General features: G+C 37.6%; 17 protein-coding genes, 3 tRNA genes and 1 pseudogene. 11 read left to right on the forward strand and 10 right to left on the reverse strand.

The features are described from left to right. The coding region (locus ACP5SL_RS04765) for a hypothetical protein (RefSeq protein ID WP_428228256.1) at positions 1-448 on the forward strand (448 nt) is incomplete at its 5' end. A gap of 4 nt (positions 449-452) precedes the next feature. Here ACP5SL_RS04765 and metG read toward each other — a convergent pair. Beyond that, positions 453-2,159 carry a methionine--tRNA ligase gene (gene metG / locus ACP5SL_RS04770; protein WP_014558068.1) on the reverse strand — a complete coding sequence of 569 codons (1,707 nt, stop codon included), beginning with the start codon at positions 2,157-2,159 and terminating at the stop codon, positions 453-455. Between the two features lie 220 nt (positions 2,160-2,379). On the opposite strand from metG, the gene ACP5SL_RS04775 reads away from it, so the two are divergent. Genes ACP5SL_RS04775 through ACP5SL_RS04785 form a run of 3 tightly spaced genes read left to right on the forward strand, consistent with a single transcriptional unit; the run spans position 2,380 to position 5,709 of the window. After that, positions 2,380-3,504: a 4Fe-4S binding protein gene (locus tag ACP5SL_RS04775; RefSeq protein WP_014558069.1), complete on the forward strand. Its 1,125-nt coding sequence runs from the start codon at positions 2,380-2,382 to the stop codon at positions 3,502-3,504. A gap of 10 nt (positions 3,505-3,514) precedes the next feature. Further along, positions 3,515-4,753: a hypothetical protein gene (locus tag ACP5SL_RS04780; protein ID WP_272984862.1), complete on the forward strand. Its 1,239-nt coding sequence runs from the start codon at positions 3,515-3,517 to the stop codon at positions 4,751-4,753. After that, entirely contained in the window at positions 4,750-5,709 is a 960-nt protein-coding gene (locus tag ACP5SL_RS04785) for a thiamine pyrophosphate-dependent enzyme (RefSeq protein WP_428228257.1), read from the forward strand. Before ACP5SL_RS04780 ends, ACP5SL_RS04785 begins: the two co-directional genes overlap by 4 nt. Positions 5,710-5,780: 71 nt before the next feature. Here the strand turns inward: ACP5SL_RS04785 and ACP5SL_RS04790 are convergent, their stop codons facing one another. After that, a complete protein-coding gene (locus ACP5SL_RS04790) occupies positions 5,781-7,037 on the reverse strand; it encodes a PLP-dependent aminotransferase family protein (RefSeq protein WP_428228258.1) in 1,257 nt (418 codons plus the stop codon). 390 nt (positions 7,038-7,427) lie between these two features. On the opposite strand from ACP5SL_RS04790, the gene lysS reads away from it, so the two are divergent. The 5 genes from lysS (at position 7,428) to ACP5SL_RS04815 (ending at position 13,135) form a co-directional block, all read left to right on the forward strand. Continuing rightward, the gene (gene lysS, locus ACP5SL_RS04795; RefSeq protein ID WP_014558073.1) at positions 7,428-8,987 is read left to right on the forward strand and encodes a lysine--tRNA ligase; all 1,560 of its coding nucleotides are present in this window, start codon (positions 7,428-7,430) and stop codon (positions 8,985-8,987) included. A 150-nt stretch (positions 8,988-9,137) separates the two neighbouring features. After that, positions 9,138-10,586, forward strand: a complete 1,449-nt coding sequence (gene proS, locus ACP5SL_RS04800; protein WP_428228259.1) for a proline--tRNA ligase — start codon at positions 9,138-9,140, stop codon at positions 10,584-10,586. 50 nt (positions 10,587-10,636) lie between these two features. Further along, positions 10,637-10,870, forward strand: a complete 234-nt coding sequence (locus tag ACP5SL_RS04805; protein ID WP_148683661.1) for a hypothetical protein — start codon at positions 10,637-10,639, stop codon at positions 10,868-10,870. A 16-nt stretch (positions 10,871-10,886) separates the two neighbouring features. Then, positions 10,887-11,777, forward strand: coding sequence for a VIT1/CCC1 transporter family protein (locus ACP5SL_RS04810; RefSeq protein ID WP_014558076.1), 891 nt, complete (start codon positions 10,887-10,889; stop codon positions 11,775-11,777). Positions 11,778-11,875: 98 nt separating this feature from the next. Then, positions 11,876-13,135 carry a glycosyltransferase family 4 protein gene (locus ACP5SL_RS04815; protein WP_428228260.1) on the forward strand — a complete coding sequence of 420 codons (1,260 nt, stop codon included), beginning with the start codon at positions 11,876-11,878 and terminating at the stop codon, positions 13,133-13,135. A 501-nt stretch (positions 13,136-13,636) separates the two neighbouring features. Here ACP5SL_RS04815 and ACP5SL_RS04820 read toward each other — a convergent pair. From ACP5SL_RS04820 to yciH, 7 genes and pseudogenes are all read right to left on the reverse strand, one after another. Further along, positions 13,637-13,786, reverse strand: coding sequence for a CBS domain-containing protein (locus ACP5SL_RS04820; RefSeq protein ID WP_014558078.1), 150 nt, complete (start codon positions 13,784-13,786; stop codon positions 13,637-13,639). Continuing rightward, positions 13,777-13,920 (reverse strand): hypothetical protein, encoded by a 144-nt coding sequence (locus tag ACP5SL_RS04825; RefSeq protein ID WP_211206219.1) that lies wholly within the window; start codon positions 13,918-13,920, stop codon positions 13,777-13,779. Before ACP5SL_RS04825 ends, ACP5SL_RS04820 begins: the two co-directional genes overlap by 10 nt. Positions 13,921-13,935: 15 nt before the next feature. Further along, positions 13,936-14,855, reverse strand: a pseudogene (locus tag ACP5SL_RS04830) (chloride channel protein); the annotation flags it as partial. 1,007 nt (positions 14,856-15,862) lie between these two features. Then, positions 15,863-16,999: a peptide chain release factor aRF-1 gene (prf1, locus tag ACP5SL_RS04835; protein ID WP_014558082.1), complete on the reverse strand. Its 1,137-nt coding sequence runs from the start codon at positions 16,997-16,999 to the stop codon at positions 15,863-15,865. A 33-nt stretch (positions 17,000-17,032) separates the two neighbouring features. Then, positions 17,033-17,106 (reverse strand) — tRNA-Pro (locus tag ACP5SL_RS04840). Positions 17,107-17,195: 89 nt separating this feature from the next. Further along, the gene (locus ACP5SL_RS04845) at positions 17,196-18,152 is read right to left on the reverse strand and encodes a transcription initiation factor IIB (protein WP_193803885.1); all 957 of its coding nucleotides are present in this window, start codon (positions 18,150-18,152) and stop codon (positions 17,196-17,198) included. 97 nt (positions 18,153-18,249) lie between these two features. After that, positions 18,250-18,549 (reverse strand): stress response translation initiation inhibitor YciH, encoded by a 300-nt coding sequence (gene yciH, locus ACP5SL_RS04850; protein WP_193803949.1) that lies wholly within the window; start codon positions 18,547-18,549, stop codon positions 18,250-18,252. Positions 18,550-18,767: 218 nt separating this feature from the next. Between yciH and ACP5SL_RS04855 the strand changes: the two genes are divergently transcribed. Next, positions 18,768-18,843 (forward strand) — tRNA-Arg (locus tag ACP5SL_RS04855). A gap of 394 nt (positions 18,844-19,237) precedes the next feature. After that, positions 19,238-19,483 carry an ATP synthase subunit C gene (locus ACP5SL_RS04860; RefSeq protein WP_428228261.1) on the forward strand — a complete coding sequence of 82 codons (246 nt, stop codon included), beginning with the start codon at positions 19,238-19,240 and terminating at the stop codon, positions 19,481-19,483. A gap of 47 nt (positions 19,484-19,530) precedes the next feature. Here ACP5SL_RS04860 and ACP5SL_RS04865 read toward each other — a convergent pair. Further along, a tRNA-Ala gene (locus ACP5SL_RS04865) sits at positions 19,531-19,603 on the reverse strand. Positions 19,604-19,606 lie beyond the last annotated feature (3 nt).

The raw sequence follows: 19,606 nt of genomic DNA on the forward strand, positions 1-19,606 counted from the left end.
CCAGGTCGGTGCTAGCATAAGCGGTCACTATAATACTATAGTTGGCCTTAGGAGGAATAGGCTTCAGGTCGCAAAGACGTTTGAAATGACGACATACATAATGCAGGGAGCAATAGTTGTTATCAACATATTCGTTTCGAGCCTTCTGCAGGGCTTTTCGCAAATGCTTTCATCCATGCAGTCTTCAATTCCAGGAAATGTTTTTGGAATAATGTTCGGTAGCAACATATCCATTCAACTAGTTATGATATTTGCCACGGTTTTTTCTTTCGCGACTGCACTTTTGAATGCACTTTCAATAAACAAAGTGACTCCAGGAGTCTCAAAAAGCTTTTGGTATTACTTTTCTATATTGCTGGTTGCTACTGGTGCTGGAATTATTGCAGGAGAATTCATGATAAGCTATATACTGAATTCTGCTCTGCAGGGAATGACAAATTTAATTTAAAAAATTAAAATTTCGGTCTTTTCTGTGCAACTTTATCCCTTGCATTCGAAATTATTGAGTCTATCTTTTCTAAGAAGTCCGGAGGTAATTTTTTGAATATGGGTTGCGGCTGCCTTATGCTCTTCCCGGATTCAAGCTTTTCCTGAATTATTCTCCTCAGACCTCCTTCCTTAGGACCATTGATATTTAAAATTGAGTAAAAAGCCTCCGATGATGATGGAGTTATAGGCCAGAGCAAAGTCATTAGAACATTCACATAATTTAACATGTTGTAAATAATAGTGCCTGCTCTCTCTCTGCTCTCTTTAATTTCGTCCCACGGTGCTTGAGAATTGAGATACTGGTTTCCCCTTCTGGCCATTTCCAATATCTTATCGCTTGCAAGTTTAAGCTTAGCGTTGCTATAAGCAGCGATCGCCTCATTGTAAAATCTTTCCATATCATTTAAAAGTTTAATATCCTCTTCGCTCAGCTTTGATTGATTTGGTACAGAGCCATTGAAGTTCTTGTATGTAAATGTCAGAACCCTGTGTACAAGGTTGCCTATATCGTCGTTCAGTTCTGAGTTAATTATTCTGTAGAACTCACTCCAGCTGAAGTTTGTATCCTTAGCTTCTGGCCTCATTCGTATAAGTGCAAATCTCCAGTAATCTGCTGGGAGAATCTCGAGCGCTTCATCTGCCCAGACTCCAATCCCTCTGCTTTTGCTGAACTTCTCTTCTTGAAATAGAAGATATTCTGTAGCGCTTATCTTCCAAGGCAGAGGATAACCTTCTCTAGAGGCGATCAGCATTGAAGGGAATATTATCGCATGAAATGGGATGTTGTCTTTTCCAATAAAGTATATGGTTTTTGTGTTTTTGTCCTTCCACCACTTTTCAAATTCATCGCTCCTTCCTATTTTTTCGAAGTGCTCCTTAACAGCACTTATATATCCTAACAGTGCGTCGAACCATACATAGATAGTCTTTCCCTCAGCACCGGGAAAAGGTGCAGGGACTCCCCAGGAAACATCTCTTGTTATACTTCTTTCTTTCAATCCTTCTGCCACCCAATTAATGCTGTAGTTCTTAACATTGTCGTCAAGCTCATCGTTGTTCTTTAGCCATTCCAAAAGCTCATTTTGAAGCATGTCCATTTTGAAAAACCAGTGCTCAGTCTCCTTGTATATTGGCTTTGAGCCGCAGAAGACACAATGCGGATTTATAAGCTCGGTAGGAGTCAGCAATCTACCACAGTTATCGCACTGATCTCCTCTCGCTTTTTCATAGCCGCAATATGGACAGGTGCCTTCTATGAACCTGTCTGCAAGAAAGATCTTGTCAACTGGGCAATAAGGAAGCAACTCCTTCTTTTTAACTATATAACCGTTTTCATATAATTTCATGACGAAATCTCTAACAAAATTTATGTGTACAGGATTGTGAGTTCTCGAATAATTTGTGAATGTGATTTCCCAATCGTTAATCAGTTTAGTTACATAGCTATGCATCGCATCAGTCATTAACTTCGGTTCTATCCCTTTCTTTTTAGCTTCTACTTCTATGGGGGAGCCGTGCTCATCACTTCCGCTTACATATACAGCATCCTCTCCCAATAGCTTTAAAAATTTAAAGTAGACGTCTCCTGAAAGCAAGCTACCTATCATTGTTCCAAGATGAGGAACGTTATTAACGTATGGCCATGCAGCGCAGACAACGTATTTTCCCATTTCAACCCGCCATTTAGTTTCTAGTTTTTAAAATGTTATTTCATTGTTATTTTAAAAACTTATTTATTAAAATATGAAGTAGTTAGCTACGAAAAGCTTATTTTATAATAAAAATTAGCTAAAAATCTCAAGTGTCAGTATATATTCTACTTTATATCTTGTATCATATGTATAATAGTGTTATTAAAAATATATGAGGTGCAGAAGCTCATTGAAACTCGTGAAATTCACACCAAAAATAGAAAGGTATTTTGATTATGAAAAACTTGATTGGATTATATCACACGGAATAGGCGTCGATCATACCGCAGATATGACGGCTTTTTCGCAAACTTTAGCTCAAGTAGGAGCACTCAAGGGAATTGAGACATATTACTACATGAGGTATGACGACAGCCCTGAAAGGAACTACATTCCCATGATCTTTTATACGGTGTTTGGCAATCCAAATGTTCCTGTGCTTCTTCACGAAGAGGTTGAGCCTGTTGGCGAACTTTTCAATGTTATTGCAGTTTTTAGCTCAAGTCTCCTGCTTCAAAAGACATCTCAAAGGGCTCTTTTATTCGATGGCGCAAAGAAGAATGCTATACTTGTTGTAAACACATCGATATCTCCTGATGACGTAGTCAAGCTAGTTAAAAAATACAATCTAGCACAAGACTGGTTCGGAAGGGTTGTAACTATAAGCGCGGCTAGGATAGATTCTGCTATTGCCTATCCTATGCTAGGAGCAGTAGCAAGTGCTTGGGACAGAGTTGACCTAGATTCTCTGCTTGCTGCGGCTGATATATTTGGTAAAGAGAAAAAGAAAGAATCTATAAGAAAGGGTTACGAAAATTCGTCAGTCAAAGAGGTCCATATACTTGCTGAGGAGACAGAGATGTTTAAGAAAATAAAGAACGAAATCGAACTTCCTGAATATACTGGAGAGTTCTGGACTCCAGAAGTCTACTATACATATCAGAAGGCAGCAGCCGAAGCTCAAACATACTCTTCAAGAATAGCTTCAATGCCTAGGTGGGAAGTCTTAGCACCTGGTTTGATCGAGTTTGGTCCAAAGCCTGGAAATAAAAACATCGGCTTTACGACTCAATGGAGGTGGCAGAGACCCATTATTGATTATAAGAGATGCACAGATTGCAAACTATGCCACTACTATTGCCCTGATGGCGCAATCAGTTTCAATCCAATAAAGATCGACTATGATTATTGCAAGGGCTGTGGCATTTGTGCTAATGTATGCCCCGCAAAGGCTATAAGTATGGTATCGGAACTTGAGCATCTTGAAGGCTTAAAGGATAGAGAGGTGCTTAGGAGATTTGACCAAAGAGAGTACGGATTCTGAGGTGATCTAAATGTCATCCGAAATAAAAAACATTCCCCCAGTTGCAATTGAAAAGCCTAAATTCAAAGTATGGAATGGAGCTAGAGCGATAGCAGAGGCTGTTAAGGTTGCTGATGTTGATGTAATTTCCGCTTATCCGATCAGACCTTATACAGGAATAATGAATGCGTTAGCTTCAATGATAGCTAATGGAGAGTTCATTGCTGATGTTGTGATTGCTGATTCTGAGCACAGTCAATTTGAAATAGTTAAGCATGCTTCAGCCGTAGGAGCGAGGACGTTTGTAGGTAGTAGCGGTGTTGGACTGGCTTATGCGGCAGAAGCTATTATAGTAACAGCATTGAGTCAGTTGCCTGTAGTCGGTGCTATAGGGACTAGAGCTTTAGATGATCCAGGGAACTTTGGAATGGAGTGGAGCGATGTATTAATGTTTAGGGACTATGGGTGGCTTATATCATGGGCTAAAACAGTCCAAGAGGCCCACGATATGACTTTGGTCGCATATAGAGTTGCGGAAGACAAAAGGGTGCTCCTTCCTCATTTTGTAGTGTTGGATGGTGCGGCATTAACTCATGTTGCTACTCCAATTGTGCCTGTGACGAAAGAACAGGCTACTGACTTTTTGCCCCCATATAAACCTCCATACAGAATTGATCCAATTGATGGACCGGTAACTAAAGCTCAGCACATAGCACCATCACTTATAGGACCAGAACAAAGAAAGTTAGTAGACGTCGCTACAAAGAGGGCAAAAGAGGTAATAGTTGAAGCTTGGAAAGACTTTGCTACTTATACAGGAAGAGAGTACCCTCCATTTATAGAGGCTATTGGAATGGAGGATGCTGACTTCGCCCTCATTGGTATGGGAGCGTATATGAAGGATATAGAAATAGTTGCAAAAAGAATGAGAGAAAAAGGAGTTAAAATCGGTACTATTAGGCTGAGGTATGTGAGACCATTCCCTGCTGAGGATTTACTAAGAGTCATTGACGGAGTCAAGGCTGCTGGGGTAATAGAGTTCGGCTATTCATTTGGCTCTCCATTTGGAACAGGTTCACTATATCACGAAATAGCGACATCGCTCTATGAAGCGAATACAAGGCCAGAACTTTTGGGCTTCCTTTTCCTAGGAGGAAGAGAACCAAAGGTAGAGCACTTTATGAAAGCTGCTGAAATGATAATCGAGTCGGTTCACAAGAAACCTCAGAAGAAAGCTTATTGGCTCACGCTCAGAGGTGAAGATATATGATCATGCAATCAGAATTTAAGAGTTTGAGAGAAATTCCTCCTATTGACTACTATACAGCAGGGAGGAGGACATGTGCAGGCTGCGGGCCTGCAATAGGATATAGGCTTATATCTAAAGCTGCAGGTCCGAATACGATATTCATAGGACCAACGGGATGTATGTACGTAGCAAATGCTCATCAATTTCTAACATCGCCATATTCAGTTCCGTGGCACCATACTCAGCTTGGAGGGGGAGGAGCAGCTGCTATAGGCATTGCTTCTGCGCTAAGGATACTGATGTTAAAAGGCAAAAGGAAGCCCGAAGATATCAATGTGATAGTAATGGGCGGAGACGGAGCAATGGCAGATATAGGGCTTTCAGGATTGTCCATGGGATTATCTTATGATTATCAAAGATTGCTCTATATTGTATATGATAATGAGGGATATATGAACACAGGTGTACAAGCTTCAAGCACAACACCTTGGGGAGCTACAACCACATTTACTCCATCAGGTAAGGTAAAGCCTCTAGGAAACACCAGATATAAAAAGAACGTGGCTTTAATTGCAGCATCTCATCCAAATGTAAAATACGTAGCAACAGCGACTCTATGGCCACCTCTTGACTTAATGAATAAGGTAGTTAGAGCTCTAAATTCAGGAGGACCATCTGTAATACACGCTCTGTTTCCGTGCCCTAAAGGATGGTTCACATCTCCAGCTGATACGGTCATGCTTTCAAAACTTGCAGTTGAAACCGGCATGTGGGTGCTTTGGGAGCTGATAGAAGGACAATTTAAGCTGAATTACAGGCCTAATCCAAGAAAGCACGTCAGGGAGTATTTGTCATTACAGGGAAGATTCAGACACTTGAAGGATGAAGATATTGATAAAATGGATAAGATGATCGAAGAGGAATGGTTTTACTGGAACGAATCAGCTAAACAGGAAAAACTAATCCTTCCATATTAATTTTTTATAAATCTAAATACAAATATTCTGATGTTCCGATTTCAAAAAATCTTGATGATTAGTAAAAAAAGTTAAATTTTGCTTTTTTTAATTTCCTCCTTAATTGTTTCTGCAAGCCTGCTTATTCCTTCTCTAATCTTTTCTTCTGAAACATATGTGAAGTTTAGCCTCATAGCATTCTTAACTTCTCTATGTGCATAGAACGCCTCTCCTGGCACATATGCAACTCCTTTTGCAACAGCCTTTTCAAACATAAGCTTTGTATCTATTCCTTCTGGCGCTGTTACCCAGATAAACATTCCCCCTTCAGGTTTTGTCCATTTAACTCCCTCTGGCATGAAGTCTTCAAGAGCCTTCAGCATAGCATCCCTCCTAGGTTTGTAAAATTCGACTATCTTTGGTATTTGCTTATCTAGATACCCTCCCTCAATGTATTTCCATGCTATAACCTGGTTAAATGTGCTAGTACATAGGTCGACGCTCTGCTTCGCTATCTCAAGCTTATTTATAAAGCGAGGATCTCCAGCTATCCACCCAATTCTGAAGCCTGGAGCTAAAACTTTTGAAAGGGTTCCTAAATAAAGAACTCTTCCATTATCATCCCATGATTTGATAGGCCTAATAGGGCTACCAGAGTAGCGAAGCTCTCCATAGGGGTTGTCTTCTATGATTATAAAGTCATACTGTGAAGCAAGCTCAAGAATTTCCTTCCTTCTCTTTTCACTCATAGTTACTCCTGCAGGATTCTGGAATATTGAGATTGTGTAAACAAACTTTACGCTTTTTCCCTGAGACTTAAGTTCCTTCAGCTTTTCTTCAAGAAGGTCGATGCGAATCCCCTCATCGTCTAGAGGAATTTGAACAAATTCTGGCTTGTAGTATTCGAAAGCCTGAAGAGCTGAAAGATAGGTTGGAGCTTCTGCTATCACGACATCTCCAGGATTGATAAATACTCTTCCGATTAAATCTAATGCTTGCTGTGATCCGGTTGTTATTATTAAATTATCTTTAGAAATTTGAACGCCATACTTCTTTTTCATCCACTCAACTATAGCATTTCTTAAAGGAGTGAAGCCATTAGTGGTCCCGTATTGAAGTGCCTGTGCGGCATGGTTTTTTATTACTTCTTGTGTGATTTCTCCGATTATATCTACAGGAAAGGTTTCAGGAGCTGGCATACCTCCAGCTAGCGAGATTACATTTGAATTTTCTACAAGTTTCAAAAGTTCTCTAGTTTCAGAAGCCTTCATTTCTAGTGCTTTTTTAGAGAAGAATTTTTCATGTTTTAAAGATAAAGCTTCTGTTTTTTCTATAGACCTTTCTTTCATACTATTACCCATATATTTATTACGATTGGAACTTTTTTAAAAGTTTTCTTTTTGATCTTTTCTTTTTGATTGCTTTTTGATTTGTTTATAAATATTTTTTAAGGTTTTATAATTGAGAGTATCGCTTTTAAGATAAAACTCAACATTAAATTTTAGTAATATTGTTTCATGTTATTAAATTCTCTACTTTAAAGTTTAGGAAATCGTAATGTTGGAAAAGAGCCGAGCTTTATAGCAGAAGATAACTGTAACATAGATCCTATCGTTTTTTTATTTTAAAAATAAAGTAAAACTTAATTATGTAGAAAAAAGAAAAATAAAAAATCAACACTTCCTATGGAAAGCATATCGTAATTAGACCATAATTATAATTATTGGTAGGGAAAGAAGATGGTACAAGAAACTTGGGTAAAAAATCTAGTAGAAAAAATTTCAAAATTAAGAGATTTGGGTTTGGACCCGTATAGGGTCGCTTATAGGTATGATGTTACGGCATTTTCTGAAGATATAAAGAATAAGTACAGCCATCTTCAGCCTGGTGAGGAGACCAATGATACGGTCTCAGTTGCTGGAAGAATATGGCATATTAGAAGACACGGAGGCATACTATTTATAGATCTCTATGATCAGATGGGGAGGATACAGATAGTATTGAGGAGGGATACAGTCAAGCCTCCTAAAGATGCCCTTTTAGATTTGATCGATAAAGGAGATTTCCTTGGAATTAAAGGTAGGATAATAAGAACAAAAGCGGGAGAGATATCAATCCTTGCAGAAGACTTTGACCTTCTCTCTATCGCATGGAGACCGATACCTTTCCACGAGTTTGGAGTAAAAGATCCTGAACAGAGGTATAGAGAGAGGTACTTGGATATACTCCTTAATTCGAAGGTAAGAAAAGCTTTAGTAGATCTGTACAAAATTGAGATGACTATGAGACTTATACTTGATAAGAAAAACTTTGTTGAAGTCCATACCCCAAAAATACAGCCTATATATGGGGGGGCACTTGCGAAACCCTTCGTAACAAAAATAGAAGCTCTTGACAGGATGGGATATTTAAGCATCGCCCCGGAGACGTATCTAAAAAGACTAGTTGTGGCTGGATTGCATAGAGTATACGAGATAGCCGTATGCTTTAGAAATGAAGATATAGACGTTACACACTATCCTGAGTTCATACAACTAGAAGCCTACAAAGCGTTTGGAGACTGGAATGACATTTTAGATTTGACTGAGGAGCTTGTTGCGGAATCTGTTAAAGCAGTATACGGAGATTATAAAGTTGAAATAACAAAACCAGATGGGGAAAAAGAAACGCTTGACTTCTCCAGGCCATTTAAGAAAATGACTTTAGAGGAAGCTGTTGAGACCTATGGAGGGATAAACATAAAGAACAAAACTCACGAAGAGTTAGTGGAGATAGCAAAGCAGCTTGGAGTAGGAATAGACGACCCCAGAAAAGGGAAGCTAGTCGAAAACATTTTTGAAAAAGTAGCTGAGAAAAAGCTGAGGAACCCGACATTTATAACACTGTTCCCAAGAGACATTTCTCCGCTTGCTAGACCATATAGGGTAGATCCTAATTATGCAGAAAGATTCGAGCTCTACATTGCTGGAATGGAAGTTGGAAACGGATATTCCGAGCTTAACAATCCTATAATACAGTATATGGCATTTAAAGAGGAAGAAGAGTTGAGAAAGAAAGCAGGAAGAGGAACGGAAACGCACCCAATGGACAAGGACTTCATAAGGGCGTTAGAATATGGTCTGCCTCCAACAGGAGGTACGGGCATCGGATTATACAGACTAATCCAGATACTTTCTGGTCTGCCATCTATAAAAGATGTTATACCATTCACTTACGTAATACCAGACGACTTCCAGACGCTAGCAGAAATAGAACCTAAGCTCATAGAGTTCTATAAAGATTTATATGTTAAAGAATAGTACAAGATTTTACTTTACACTTAAATATTTTTCAAAATGATTACGAATTTCGCATAATTTTCAATATATTATTCGCATTTTAAAAATTAATATTAAGCCTATTTTTATAATAGATGTTTCAAATGCTATGTTTTTGCATTGAATCGGAAGGTGAGGTATTTGGATGACATAAATCCAGAAGAATTTAGTGAGTGGTTTGACACTGTTATTAAAGAAGCAGAGATTTATGACTATGGAAGATATCCAGTGAAAGGAATGGGTGTATGGATGCCATATGGGTTTGCATTAAGAAAAAATATTATAGAGCTGATAAGAAAAGAGCACGATTCTAAAGGTCACGAAGAAATCCTACTCCCTCTTCTTATACCTGAGGACTTGCTAATAAAAGAGGAAGAACATATAAGAGGGTTCAGAGATGAAGTATATTGGGTCACACATGGAGGCCTCGATGAATTAGATGTCAAGCTTGCCCTGAGGCCAACAAGCGAGACTTCTATAAGCTTGATGGAGAGTTACTGGCTTAATAGTTACAAGCAACTACCGAAGAAATTCTACCAGATAGTAAGCATTTTCAGATATGAGACCAAAGCTACAAGAGCGATGATAAGGCTGAGGGAGGTATCGACTTTTAAGGAAGCGCATACTGCTCACTCAACTTTTGAAGATGCAGACAGGCAGGTAAGGGAAGCAATTGAAATATATAGTACAATATTTGACCAGCTAGGGATCCCATACGTCATATCAAAAAGACCTGATTTTGATAAGTTTGCTGGAGCGCTTTATACAATAGCTTTTGACACAGTTATGCCTGATGGGAAAGTTCTCCAAGTTGGAACGGTTCACCACTTAGGGCAAAACTTCTCAAAATCGCTTGATGTTAAAGTATTGCAGGAAAATGGAGAAAATGACTATGTGTGGCAGACAAGCTATGGATTATCGGATAGAGTAATTGCATCAACCATTTCGATACACGGAGATAAAAGAGGGCTCATTCTTCCATATATTATCGCTCCTATAAAAGTCGTTATAATACCTATATATTTCAATGATGAGGAGAAAAAAGGCGTCATAGAATATTCGGAAGAGATTAGGAATGAGCTAGAAAATTGTGGAATCAGAACTGTTATTGATACTAGAACAGAGCTAACTCCTGGAAAGAAGTTTTATGATTGGGAGCTGAGGGGGGTGCCAATAAGGCTAGAGATAGGAAAAAGGGAGATCTCTTCTAAAACAGTGGTCATAGTAACAAGGGATGAGCTAAAGAAAAAGAGCATAGCCAGGGAAAAAATCTGTGAAAGTGTCAGGAAGGAAGGAGAAGAGATAGATAAGAGATTGAGAGAAAGAGCGAAGAAGAAAATGGAGGAAAAGATATCGAAAGTAGAAAAACTAGAGCTGACTATGGAGTATGGAGAAAGGGTCAGGGGAATAATAGAGGTTCCTTGGTGTGGTAGCGAGGACTGCGCTTTAAAGATGCAGGAAAGAACCGGCATAAGGGTTCTTGGCTCTCCGATAGAAAAGCCCGAATGGATAAAGGGAAAAACCTGCCCAGTGTGCGGCAGGAATGCAGTTACTTCTTTAAGGCTGGCAAAGACTTACTAAACTAATAAATAAATCTTTATTCTTCTACTTTTATAGTGGTGAGAGATTTTTTGAAGGAAAAATATGAATGCGTTGTTTGCGGAAAGGTCTTTTATGAAGGACAAGGCATAAGAATAAAGAGAGAAGGCTTGCAACTAGACTTTCATTCATCAAAATGTGCAGCTCTCTTTTTTAAGAGATTAATAGAAGAATCTCCTTCAGCCGAATGCGTTTCAGAAACAGCAAAAAAATTAATAGATGAGTTTAAAGAGTTAAGAGAAAAAAGATCTAAGAAGCATATATAAATATGAGGAGAGGATAGTGGCTAACGAAATATTGGAAAAGGCAAGGGAGTTTTGCGAGCAAGAGTACGAAGATAGCATGCTATACGCGTATATTGCAAGCAAAGAAAAGGATGAAAATAGGAGGAAGATTTTAGAAGCGATCGCTAAAGATGAAGAAGGGCATTATAAATTCTGGAAAAAGCTTTACGGAAAAGATTGCAAGACGGAGAGTATTAATTCAAAGATGCTCTTCTTTCTTTTCTTGCGAAAGCTATTCGGAATAACTTTTACTTTAAAATACTTAGAAAATAAAGAAAAAAAGGCAATTGAAAGCTATAAGAAAATGCTAAGCGAACTCAAAGGCGAAGATGCTCAAGTGCTTATGAAGATAATTCAAGACGAAGAAATTCATGAGAAGACAGAAATTCAGTCTTTAGATGAGAAGGTTGTTAGATATATGAGCTTTATAATATTGGGACTTGCAGATGCCATAGTTGAGATAAACGGGGTTCATGCAGGATTCTTGGGAGTCACCGAATCGACTATTGTTACGGGAATTGCTGGTATGGTAGTCGGAGTTTCCGCTGCGATTTCAATGGCATCTGCAGCATATTTACAAGCAAAGCATGAAGCTGGAAAGTCTCCAAGGACTTCCGCGCTCATGACCGGTTTGGCTTACATCTCTGCGGTTTCAGTATTAGCTCTGCCTTACTTTTTAATAAGGAAAATGCTAACTGCATTTTTGGTATCAATATCAATCGCAATTTTAATGATCGCAAGTTTCACTTATTATGGTTCTACGCTTCAGGAAAAAGATTTTAAGAGGGAATTTATTGAGTCTACTTTATTAATGCTTGGAACAGCTTTTGTGACATATTTCTTTGGCGATCTCTTGGGTACGGCTTTCGGAATAAGAGGGATTCTTTGATCCGAATCTCGAATGAGTACCGAATAAATCCCGACTTTTTCCACAGATTGTTCATTTTATTTTTTTTATTGACATCATGATATGGTGCAGAAGTCTCGATGAAATCGGCTGAAAGAGATGCTTTTAAAAGCGATGCATTAGTCGCACACCACTTCTGGAATACTGCAGGAGGATCTGAGCTTTTAAGCGCCAGCGTTGCCTTAGCTTTTAGCCTTATAGGTTATATGCCAACTCTCGTCTCTGTATCTAAGATAGATGACCTTGTTATTAAGAAATCCTTTGGAATTGATCTTTCTTCGTTCCCGAGAACTCATGCTGCAATTAGTATAAACAGCTTTGGGCTAATGATGAGAATACTCCTGAGAAGGGAAATAAATAAAGTTATAAAATCTACAGACCCGGAGTTTCTCTTTGTGGACTCTCCGTTCTATGATGGTAATAAAGTAAGAAAAAACGGCATAAAGGTTATCGAATATATACATTTTCCAATAGAAGCATATTTTATGAGCTTAAATGATAGAAAAATCAACTTAAACGGTGACCCTTACATCAAAGAGAACTATAATGGAATAATAGGTTCACTATATTTTTCGATGTTTGGAAAGATTTCATCAAAATTTAAAAGAGAGAATCCTTTCGATAGTGCTCACCTCGTTCTCGTTAATTCAGAGTATGTTGCTAAGATAGTCAGTTCTATATATTCTCAGAAGCCCAAGGTTCTAAATCCTCCTATTCCTCCAAACAATATTGACCCTTCAGAACTCAAGGATTTTTCATCTAGAGAGAACAGCATCGTGCTACTGGGAAGATTTTCAAGGGAAAAAAGGTATCATTGGGTAATAGAAAATATTGTTCCTAAAGTTGTTAATGAAGTTGGTGATTCGAAGTTTTATTTTGTAGGATATTCGAAAGGGAGAAGGTCGGCTTCTTATGTAAATGAGCTTGTAAGCATTTTAAACAAACTTAACATAAGCTACTCTTTCGATATTAGAAAAAATGCAAGAGTTTATCTATTAGAGAACCTTGATAAAGAGATAGTTAACGAAGTGTTGAGGAGATCTAAGGTTCTTCTTCACGCTACTATTAATGAGCACTGGGGCATTTCAATAGCTGAAGGAATGTCATTTGGACTTCCAGTTGTTATTCATAAAAGTGGAGGACTATGGAGCGATCTAGCACTAGCAGGAAAAAGCGGAGTTGGATATGAAAATGCAGAAGAAGCAATACAGGAAATAGTAAAGTTAATAAACGATGAAAAAACATGGAGGCATTATTCCTCAATGTCATTGAGGAGGTCAGATGATCTAAGAATCGAAAAATTTGTCCAACGTTTCAATGAATATATAAAGAAAATGTAATCTCCTACCTATATTAAAAAGAAATAACAAATTTCACTAAGCTTAGAAGACTAGATTTTCTCTTGCAATTGTTATCATAATTGATGCTACAAAAATTTTTCAAATAGAGGTCTAATGGATTGGTAATTAGGAGTTATGCTATATCAATAAAAGCTTCAACGGATAGTGTTTTCGTAAAAATATCAAAAAGGATAGATTCGCCGATCATTTTATATGTTAACAAAGATGATATAAATCAAACATATATGGTTATAATTCATACAAATTTACTAGAAATTGGAACTGTTTTAAATTTTCTACAAAAAATAAACATGAACGAAAAACGAAAATATTAACCGTTAAAGAATATCGAATATCTAGAGATCGTTATCAGCCGTAGTCCAAATAAGCAATACTGCAACTATTCCTCCGAGCACCGGACCAAGCGTTCTTAAAAGTATAAGTCCTGGATCGGCATAAAATCGTTTACTTTACCTTTCGCATTTATCATATCAAAAAAGTTCAATATTCAACAAAATTGTCATCTTTATCGATTACTGGTAAAGAGGAAAGCCTATGTTTAAGCATTACGTTCAGTGCTTTGTTAGCATCATCGTCTGAATTAATTACCAGTTCTTTTGTACTTTCACAGTCTTTAACTTTTAGTTCCATAAAAAGAGGGGTACAGAATGTTCTTTAATATAAGCAGGAGAATCTCTTTTTGTCGGAACTTGAGACCTGTATATGCTGTAATCTCCAGATACTGTATATGCAGTAGCTACAGCAATCATTGCATATGGTAACAAATGATAACTTCCCGTGCCGTAACTAGTACCCAAGATTTCAGGAAAAATTAAGCCAAAAATTCCTGTTATGAGCCCGCCTATGACGGGTTTTTAAATAATTGTTAGCTTTCCAATTTTTAAACGAGTCATTTATGAAATAAAAAATTTTAACATATAATATGGCAATCAAGCCGTCAACTATACCAAGAATGAAGTATAAGGGGAAGGTTGAAGGGACAAAAGATCCTATATAATTTCCGAATATGGGAGGGAATCCAATTACAGATCCAAAAATAGTGTATCCTACAGCGGATGCAACAAGTGATGGAAGTATAACCTCAGTTTCAAAGTCTTTTTTATATATAATATTTCTCCAGCAAGAAGCGCTCCTCTAATAGTGCTTTAAATATAGATCCTATACCAGTTCCTATACCTATTGCTACCATCATCCTTCTATCTTCAGGAGATAGATGAAATAAGTCTGCAATTATCGAACCTATTCCTGCACTTAACTGCGCTGTTGGTCCCTCTCTTCCTGCACTTCCTCCGGATTATATCGTTATTGCAGAAGCAATAAGTTTAACTAATGGTATTCTTCTTCTAATTTTACCTTGCATCCTGTGAAAAGCATTTATTGCAGCATTAGTTCCATGTCCTTCAGCTTCTGGTGTCCATGTATAAACTATTAACCCTGAAATTAGCCCCCAAAGCTGTAGAAATAGGTATTAGCCAAATTCTTTTTTGCCTGATAGTAGTAGTTCAACGACCTACTTTCGCCCAGCGGGGTTAGTAACTTTAGCCCTACGAATTTTTCCATGAATAGGAATTCCATAAACTTATAGGGAAAAATAAAAAGCAAGTGCTGAAAGTCCAGCAGCTACACCTAAAATAATTCCAAGAATATACCACTTTGTATATGGAGATATCTCGTCAATTTTTTCATCATCAAAGGTCATCTCTAATTCCTGCGAATAGTACAAGACATCTTTAATATTGATTATAGGTGGGTAGTATAGCTACTAAATACATATAATAAAATAAAAAAAGCTAAAAAGCATTAAGATTACAAGGTTCAAAATGACGGTGATTGTCCGTAAAAATACTAATACTTTCAGACATACATGGAAATTATGATGCGCTTTAAACAGTAATTGATCATGTTAAAGCGTGGAACGAAGTATGGATATCAAGAGATTTAGTGGATTACGGCCCGAGCCGGAAAAAGTTATAGACTTAGTAAGAGATCAATCCAAGGATTATACTTTCAGGAAATCACGACTTTGCTGTAGCCTACAATATTGATTGTGGATGCGGAGAGAAAACGAATGAATTAAGCGTATATACCAGAACCGAAATTTCTTTTAAGATCCTATCGGAAGAATATATAGCTTGGCTTAGAAGCTTCAAACCTATAGCAAACCTCGAGTTAGATGAAGAGAAAATAACTTTAGTATACGGCTCTCCAAGAAACCTGCTTTACGAATATATGTATCCAAGCTTATCATTTGAAATTTTAGGACGATGCTCTCTTCTTCTCTATTGTTACATGATAAGAAAAAGAGATAACGAGCAAAGAATTGCCTTCGCAGGTCATACACAATATTCTCATGGATTTAAAAATAGATTAAAATCGAGTTCTAAATCCTGGCAGTGTAGGTCAACCAAAAGATGAAGGTTCATGAGCTTCTTTTGGAATTTTAGATACAGAAAGTTTTAAATTCGAAATATATCTCGTTAAATACGATATAAGCAATGTCATTGCTAAGCTTAAGAATCTACTGACCTCCCCTCCCCCTTGCCCTAAATGGCGAGCCTTCAGTTGTAAAGGATAGAAATAGTTATGAAAAATTATCTAATATTTTAACAAATGGAAAAGCATAAGCTCTTAAGCAGAAAGCAGAATTTTGAACACAAAATTGCGTTATTATAAAATTATAAAAATATACGTCTATTTTTAAATATTCTAATAAAGTTTATATCTTAAAATTCCAGCCACTCCTCCAAAGGAAGATTTTAGCCACTCACCCTCTGGGGTGTCTTCAGGTACTATTACTATTTCAGCATTTGACTTCTTTGCTACTGCTTCCATTTCATCTATATTAGGATGAGACTCAATTATCAGCAATGTCTGCAAGGCGCCAATTTCTGCAGCATGCTTCACCTCTTCAATCCCAAAAACATAAAGCCCATCGGCTTTTGCCATGTGAAGTTTTAGCTCTTCAGCTTTCTTGACAATATCAGAATATCTGTGATCTTGAAGCACATCCTCAGCCTTTAGGACGAGCTCTCTTAGTCCCGCTTCTCCCTGATAGCCGACATCTATTAATTTATTTATGACCAAGTCTCTGAATCTTTTTTCAAGATATTCTCCGGTGACGAAATCTTGTTTGCTGTAGCCAGGGCCTCCAATTAATATGCCTTTGAGCTTTCCTTCGAGGAGTAGCGGCTCAAATAGTTGCTTCGCTCTTTCTGCAACGGTTTTGTAGAAGTCCTCGACCATCTGTTCAATAATCCTGTCGAACCTCCTTTGGCTCTGTCCTCCTTTTGTGTGCTTGCCAGGGATGTAACTCATAAAGTTGTCAAGCATTTGGATCGTTGTACCTTTAAGTAGCCCAATCGTAGCCTCATCTCTTTCTATCAATATTAGACCATAGTAATCCTTCTCAGATATCATATCTTCAAGATATTCTACATGGAACCACTTGTCTGTTCTGTAGAAATAGATCTTCACTGGTTCAGGCGGAGAAAACATCAGGCATATTTCTTTATTAGTATCGCTGTTTTTCCCGCAAAAAAGGACAAGCCCGTTTTCAGGAACTTTATTTATACTAGATAATCTATCTATAGCCATGCTAAGTGATGTCTGAACAGCATCTTTCGTCCTTTTTAGCTTTATGTTATCAGTTATGCTAAGCTCTTCTCTAAGCATATTAACAACATCGCTTATCGGTCTGCCTGGAGGAATGTACAAAGATAGTAGAGTTGTTGCTGGAGCTACCCACTGCTTCAGCTCCTTAACAATAGCCTTAAGATGTTCCTTAGAAATTAAGTAGCTTGACGACACTTCTGGCACCAACTTCAGTCTTGAACTTTTAAACATTTAAAATCAAAGGTAATCAATTTTTCTGAAAAGTGGGGCCGCGGGGATTTGAACCCCGGACCACGAGGGCCCAAGCCTCGCATCCTACCAAGCTAGACGACGGCCCCTTGTAATATTTTTATTTTAAATGCAGGTTTTAAAAATTGCTAACATTCTTTTCAATTATTAATTTTTTGCTAAAAAATTTTTTAATTGTTTAATCTTCTTCAGGAATGTCAAGCTTTAATTCATTGACAAGCTCTTTATATCTATTCCTTACAGTGACCTCTGTGACTCCTGCAATATTTGCTATTTCTTTCTGAGTTCTCTTCTCGTTTTCTAATAAAGTTGCAACATATATTGCAGCCGCCGCTAAGCCAGCAGGATCCTTTCCTGCAGTAAGGGCCTTCTGTTTAGCGATCTTGACTATCCTTGCAGCAATATTCATTGCCTTTCCACTGAGATCTAACAGGCTACCCATCCTTGGAATGTAATCTATAGGATCTGCTATGGGAACTTTAAGCTGTAGCTCCTTTACCAGAAGCCTATAACATCTCGCGATCTCTTTCCTATTAGCCCTTGTATGCAGAGAGATTTCATCGAGCGTTCTAGGTAGCTTCTTCAATCTGCATGCAACATATACTGAAGCGGCGATAACGCTTTCTATACTCCTCCCTCTAACTAATCCCTTTTCTACAGCTTTTCTATAAATAACTGCCGCTTCTTCTCTTACTGCTCTATTTAAGTGAAGCTGATTGGAAAGCCTATCTAGCTCGTTCATAGCTTGAGCGAGGTTTCTATCGATGCTAGACTGTATTCTACTTCGTATCTGCCACTTCCTATATCTAAGAAATTCGAGCCTCTTTTTTGGCTCAAGCTTTTTACCGCTGGCATCACGGTCTCTCCAGTCAATTAAGGTTGTCAATCCTCTATCATGAACAGTTGGAGATAGTGGCCCCCCTATTCTGCTCCTTTTTTCCTTCTCTTCTGGCGTAAAGGCGCGCCACTCGGGTCCTTGATTAACCAACTTTTGCTCTAGAACTTCTCCCGTTTCTGTGCAAATATACTCTCCCCTTTCCGGATCAAATACAATAGCGTTTGGCGGGCAACCACTTTCATTTTCGCTTTTTCTAGCTTCTTCCTTCTTTTTTTCTTTAGAAGCTTCAGAACTCATAACAAATTTCCACCTGATTAAGAAAGAAGATCCAATTTATATATTGGTTTAAAAAATAGTATATAAAATTTTCGGTTAATTATTTATAAATTTTTCGTTAGCTTACTACTATTATACTTTCTTCAGGAAATCCGAACTGTATGAGAATTTCTTTAAGAGCACTTCTATGATCTCCCTGGAGCTCTATCCTGCCATTCTTTGCAGTACCGCCTGTCGCCAATTTAGTCTTTAGCTGAGAAGCAAGTTTCTTTATATCTACTTCTTTTTCATCAATACCTTCTATTATTGTTACTTCTTTTCCAAACTTTCTCTTTTCAAGCCTAATTTTTATAAGTTGCTGTTCTTTTGCGAGCTGTTCACAGAGTTCGGGTGGTAGACCTCCACATATAGAATCTATATCTTTCTTCTCCATTTGTATTGCAACCTTCCTCCATCAATAAGATTAAATGCGAGAACCTATATATAAATTTTGGTTAAAATTTTTTTGAGCTTATGATCTTCTGAATTCTGATCGCATAATAAATATTAATATTAAACTAATCACCAAGAATTAAAAGTAGAAATCTTTCACTTCAAAAATTTGAATAAAACATTTTAGAAATTGTTGCAAAAAAAGGGCCCGTCGCCTAGCCAGGATCAGGGCACCGGCCTGCGAAGCCGGGGATCCCGGGTTCAAATCCCGGCGGGCCCGCATCTTTTTATAAAGATTTTTATATTCTTTCAAATGAAAGAAGTATAGGATTTTACTTAAATTTATTTAAATTTATGCAAAGTATTGAACTGCCATCCTCTCCTACTCTAAATATGCAGGCTTTAAGTTTCAATATAACTATTTTATAGCATGGAAATTTGCAAATAAAGAAATAACGAAAAGTTTAAAAAGTTAAATATATTTTTAACATTGAAAAATAAAAATATACTTAAGCTAAAACCATAATCTTTTTATTTCTTTTTTTTAAATAACTAATTTAAAATATATAACTAAAATATACTCATAGGTGTTAGAGTTGCAAGGTAAATCGCTCAACAGGCTAAGATTACTATTATTATTTGCTTCAATACTTTTGATTTCAATTATAGGAACAATGGCATATGCGCAGACAACAACAGGTTCAGAAACTGCTGGATATAAGGCAATTGGCGCTGGATTAGCTATAGGACTGGCAGGTATAGGAGGGGGCATAGCAGTCGCTAGGACAGGAGCAGCTGGATTAAGTGTGCTCTCTGAAAAGCCCGAAGCATTTGGGACAGTACTTCTCATAGTGGCACTTGGAGAAGGAATTGCTATATATGGGCTAATAATTGCAATCCTTGTAATAATAATTCTTTAAAACATTTGAATAAATAAATCGTTTTCAATCCAAAAATGTATAAAAAGTGGACCGGCCGGGATTTGAACCCGGGACCTCTGCCGTGCGAGGGCAGCGCTCTTCCAGCTGAGCTACCGGCCCTCA

This window comes from Fervidicoccus sp. (assembly GCF_049967375.1).
Classification (GTDB): Archaea; Thermoproteota; Thermoprotei_A; order Sulfolobales; family Fervidicoccaceae; genus Fervidicoccus; species Fervidicoccus fontis.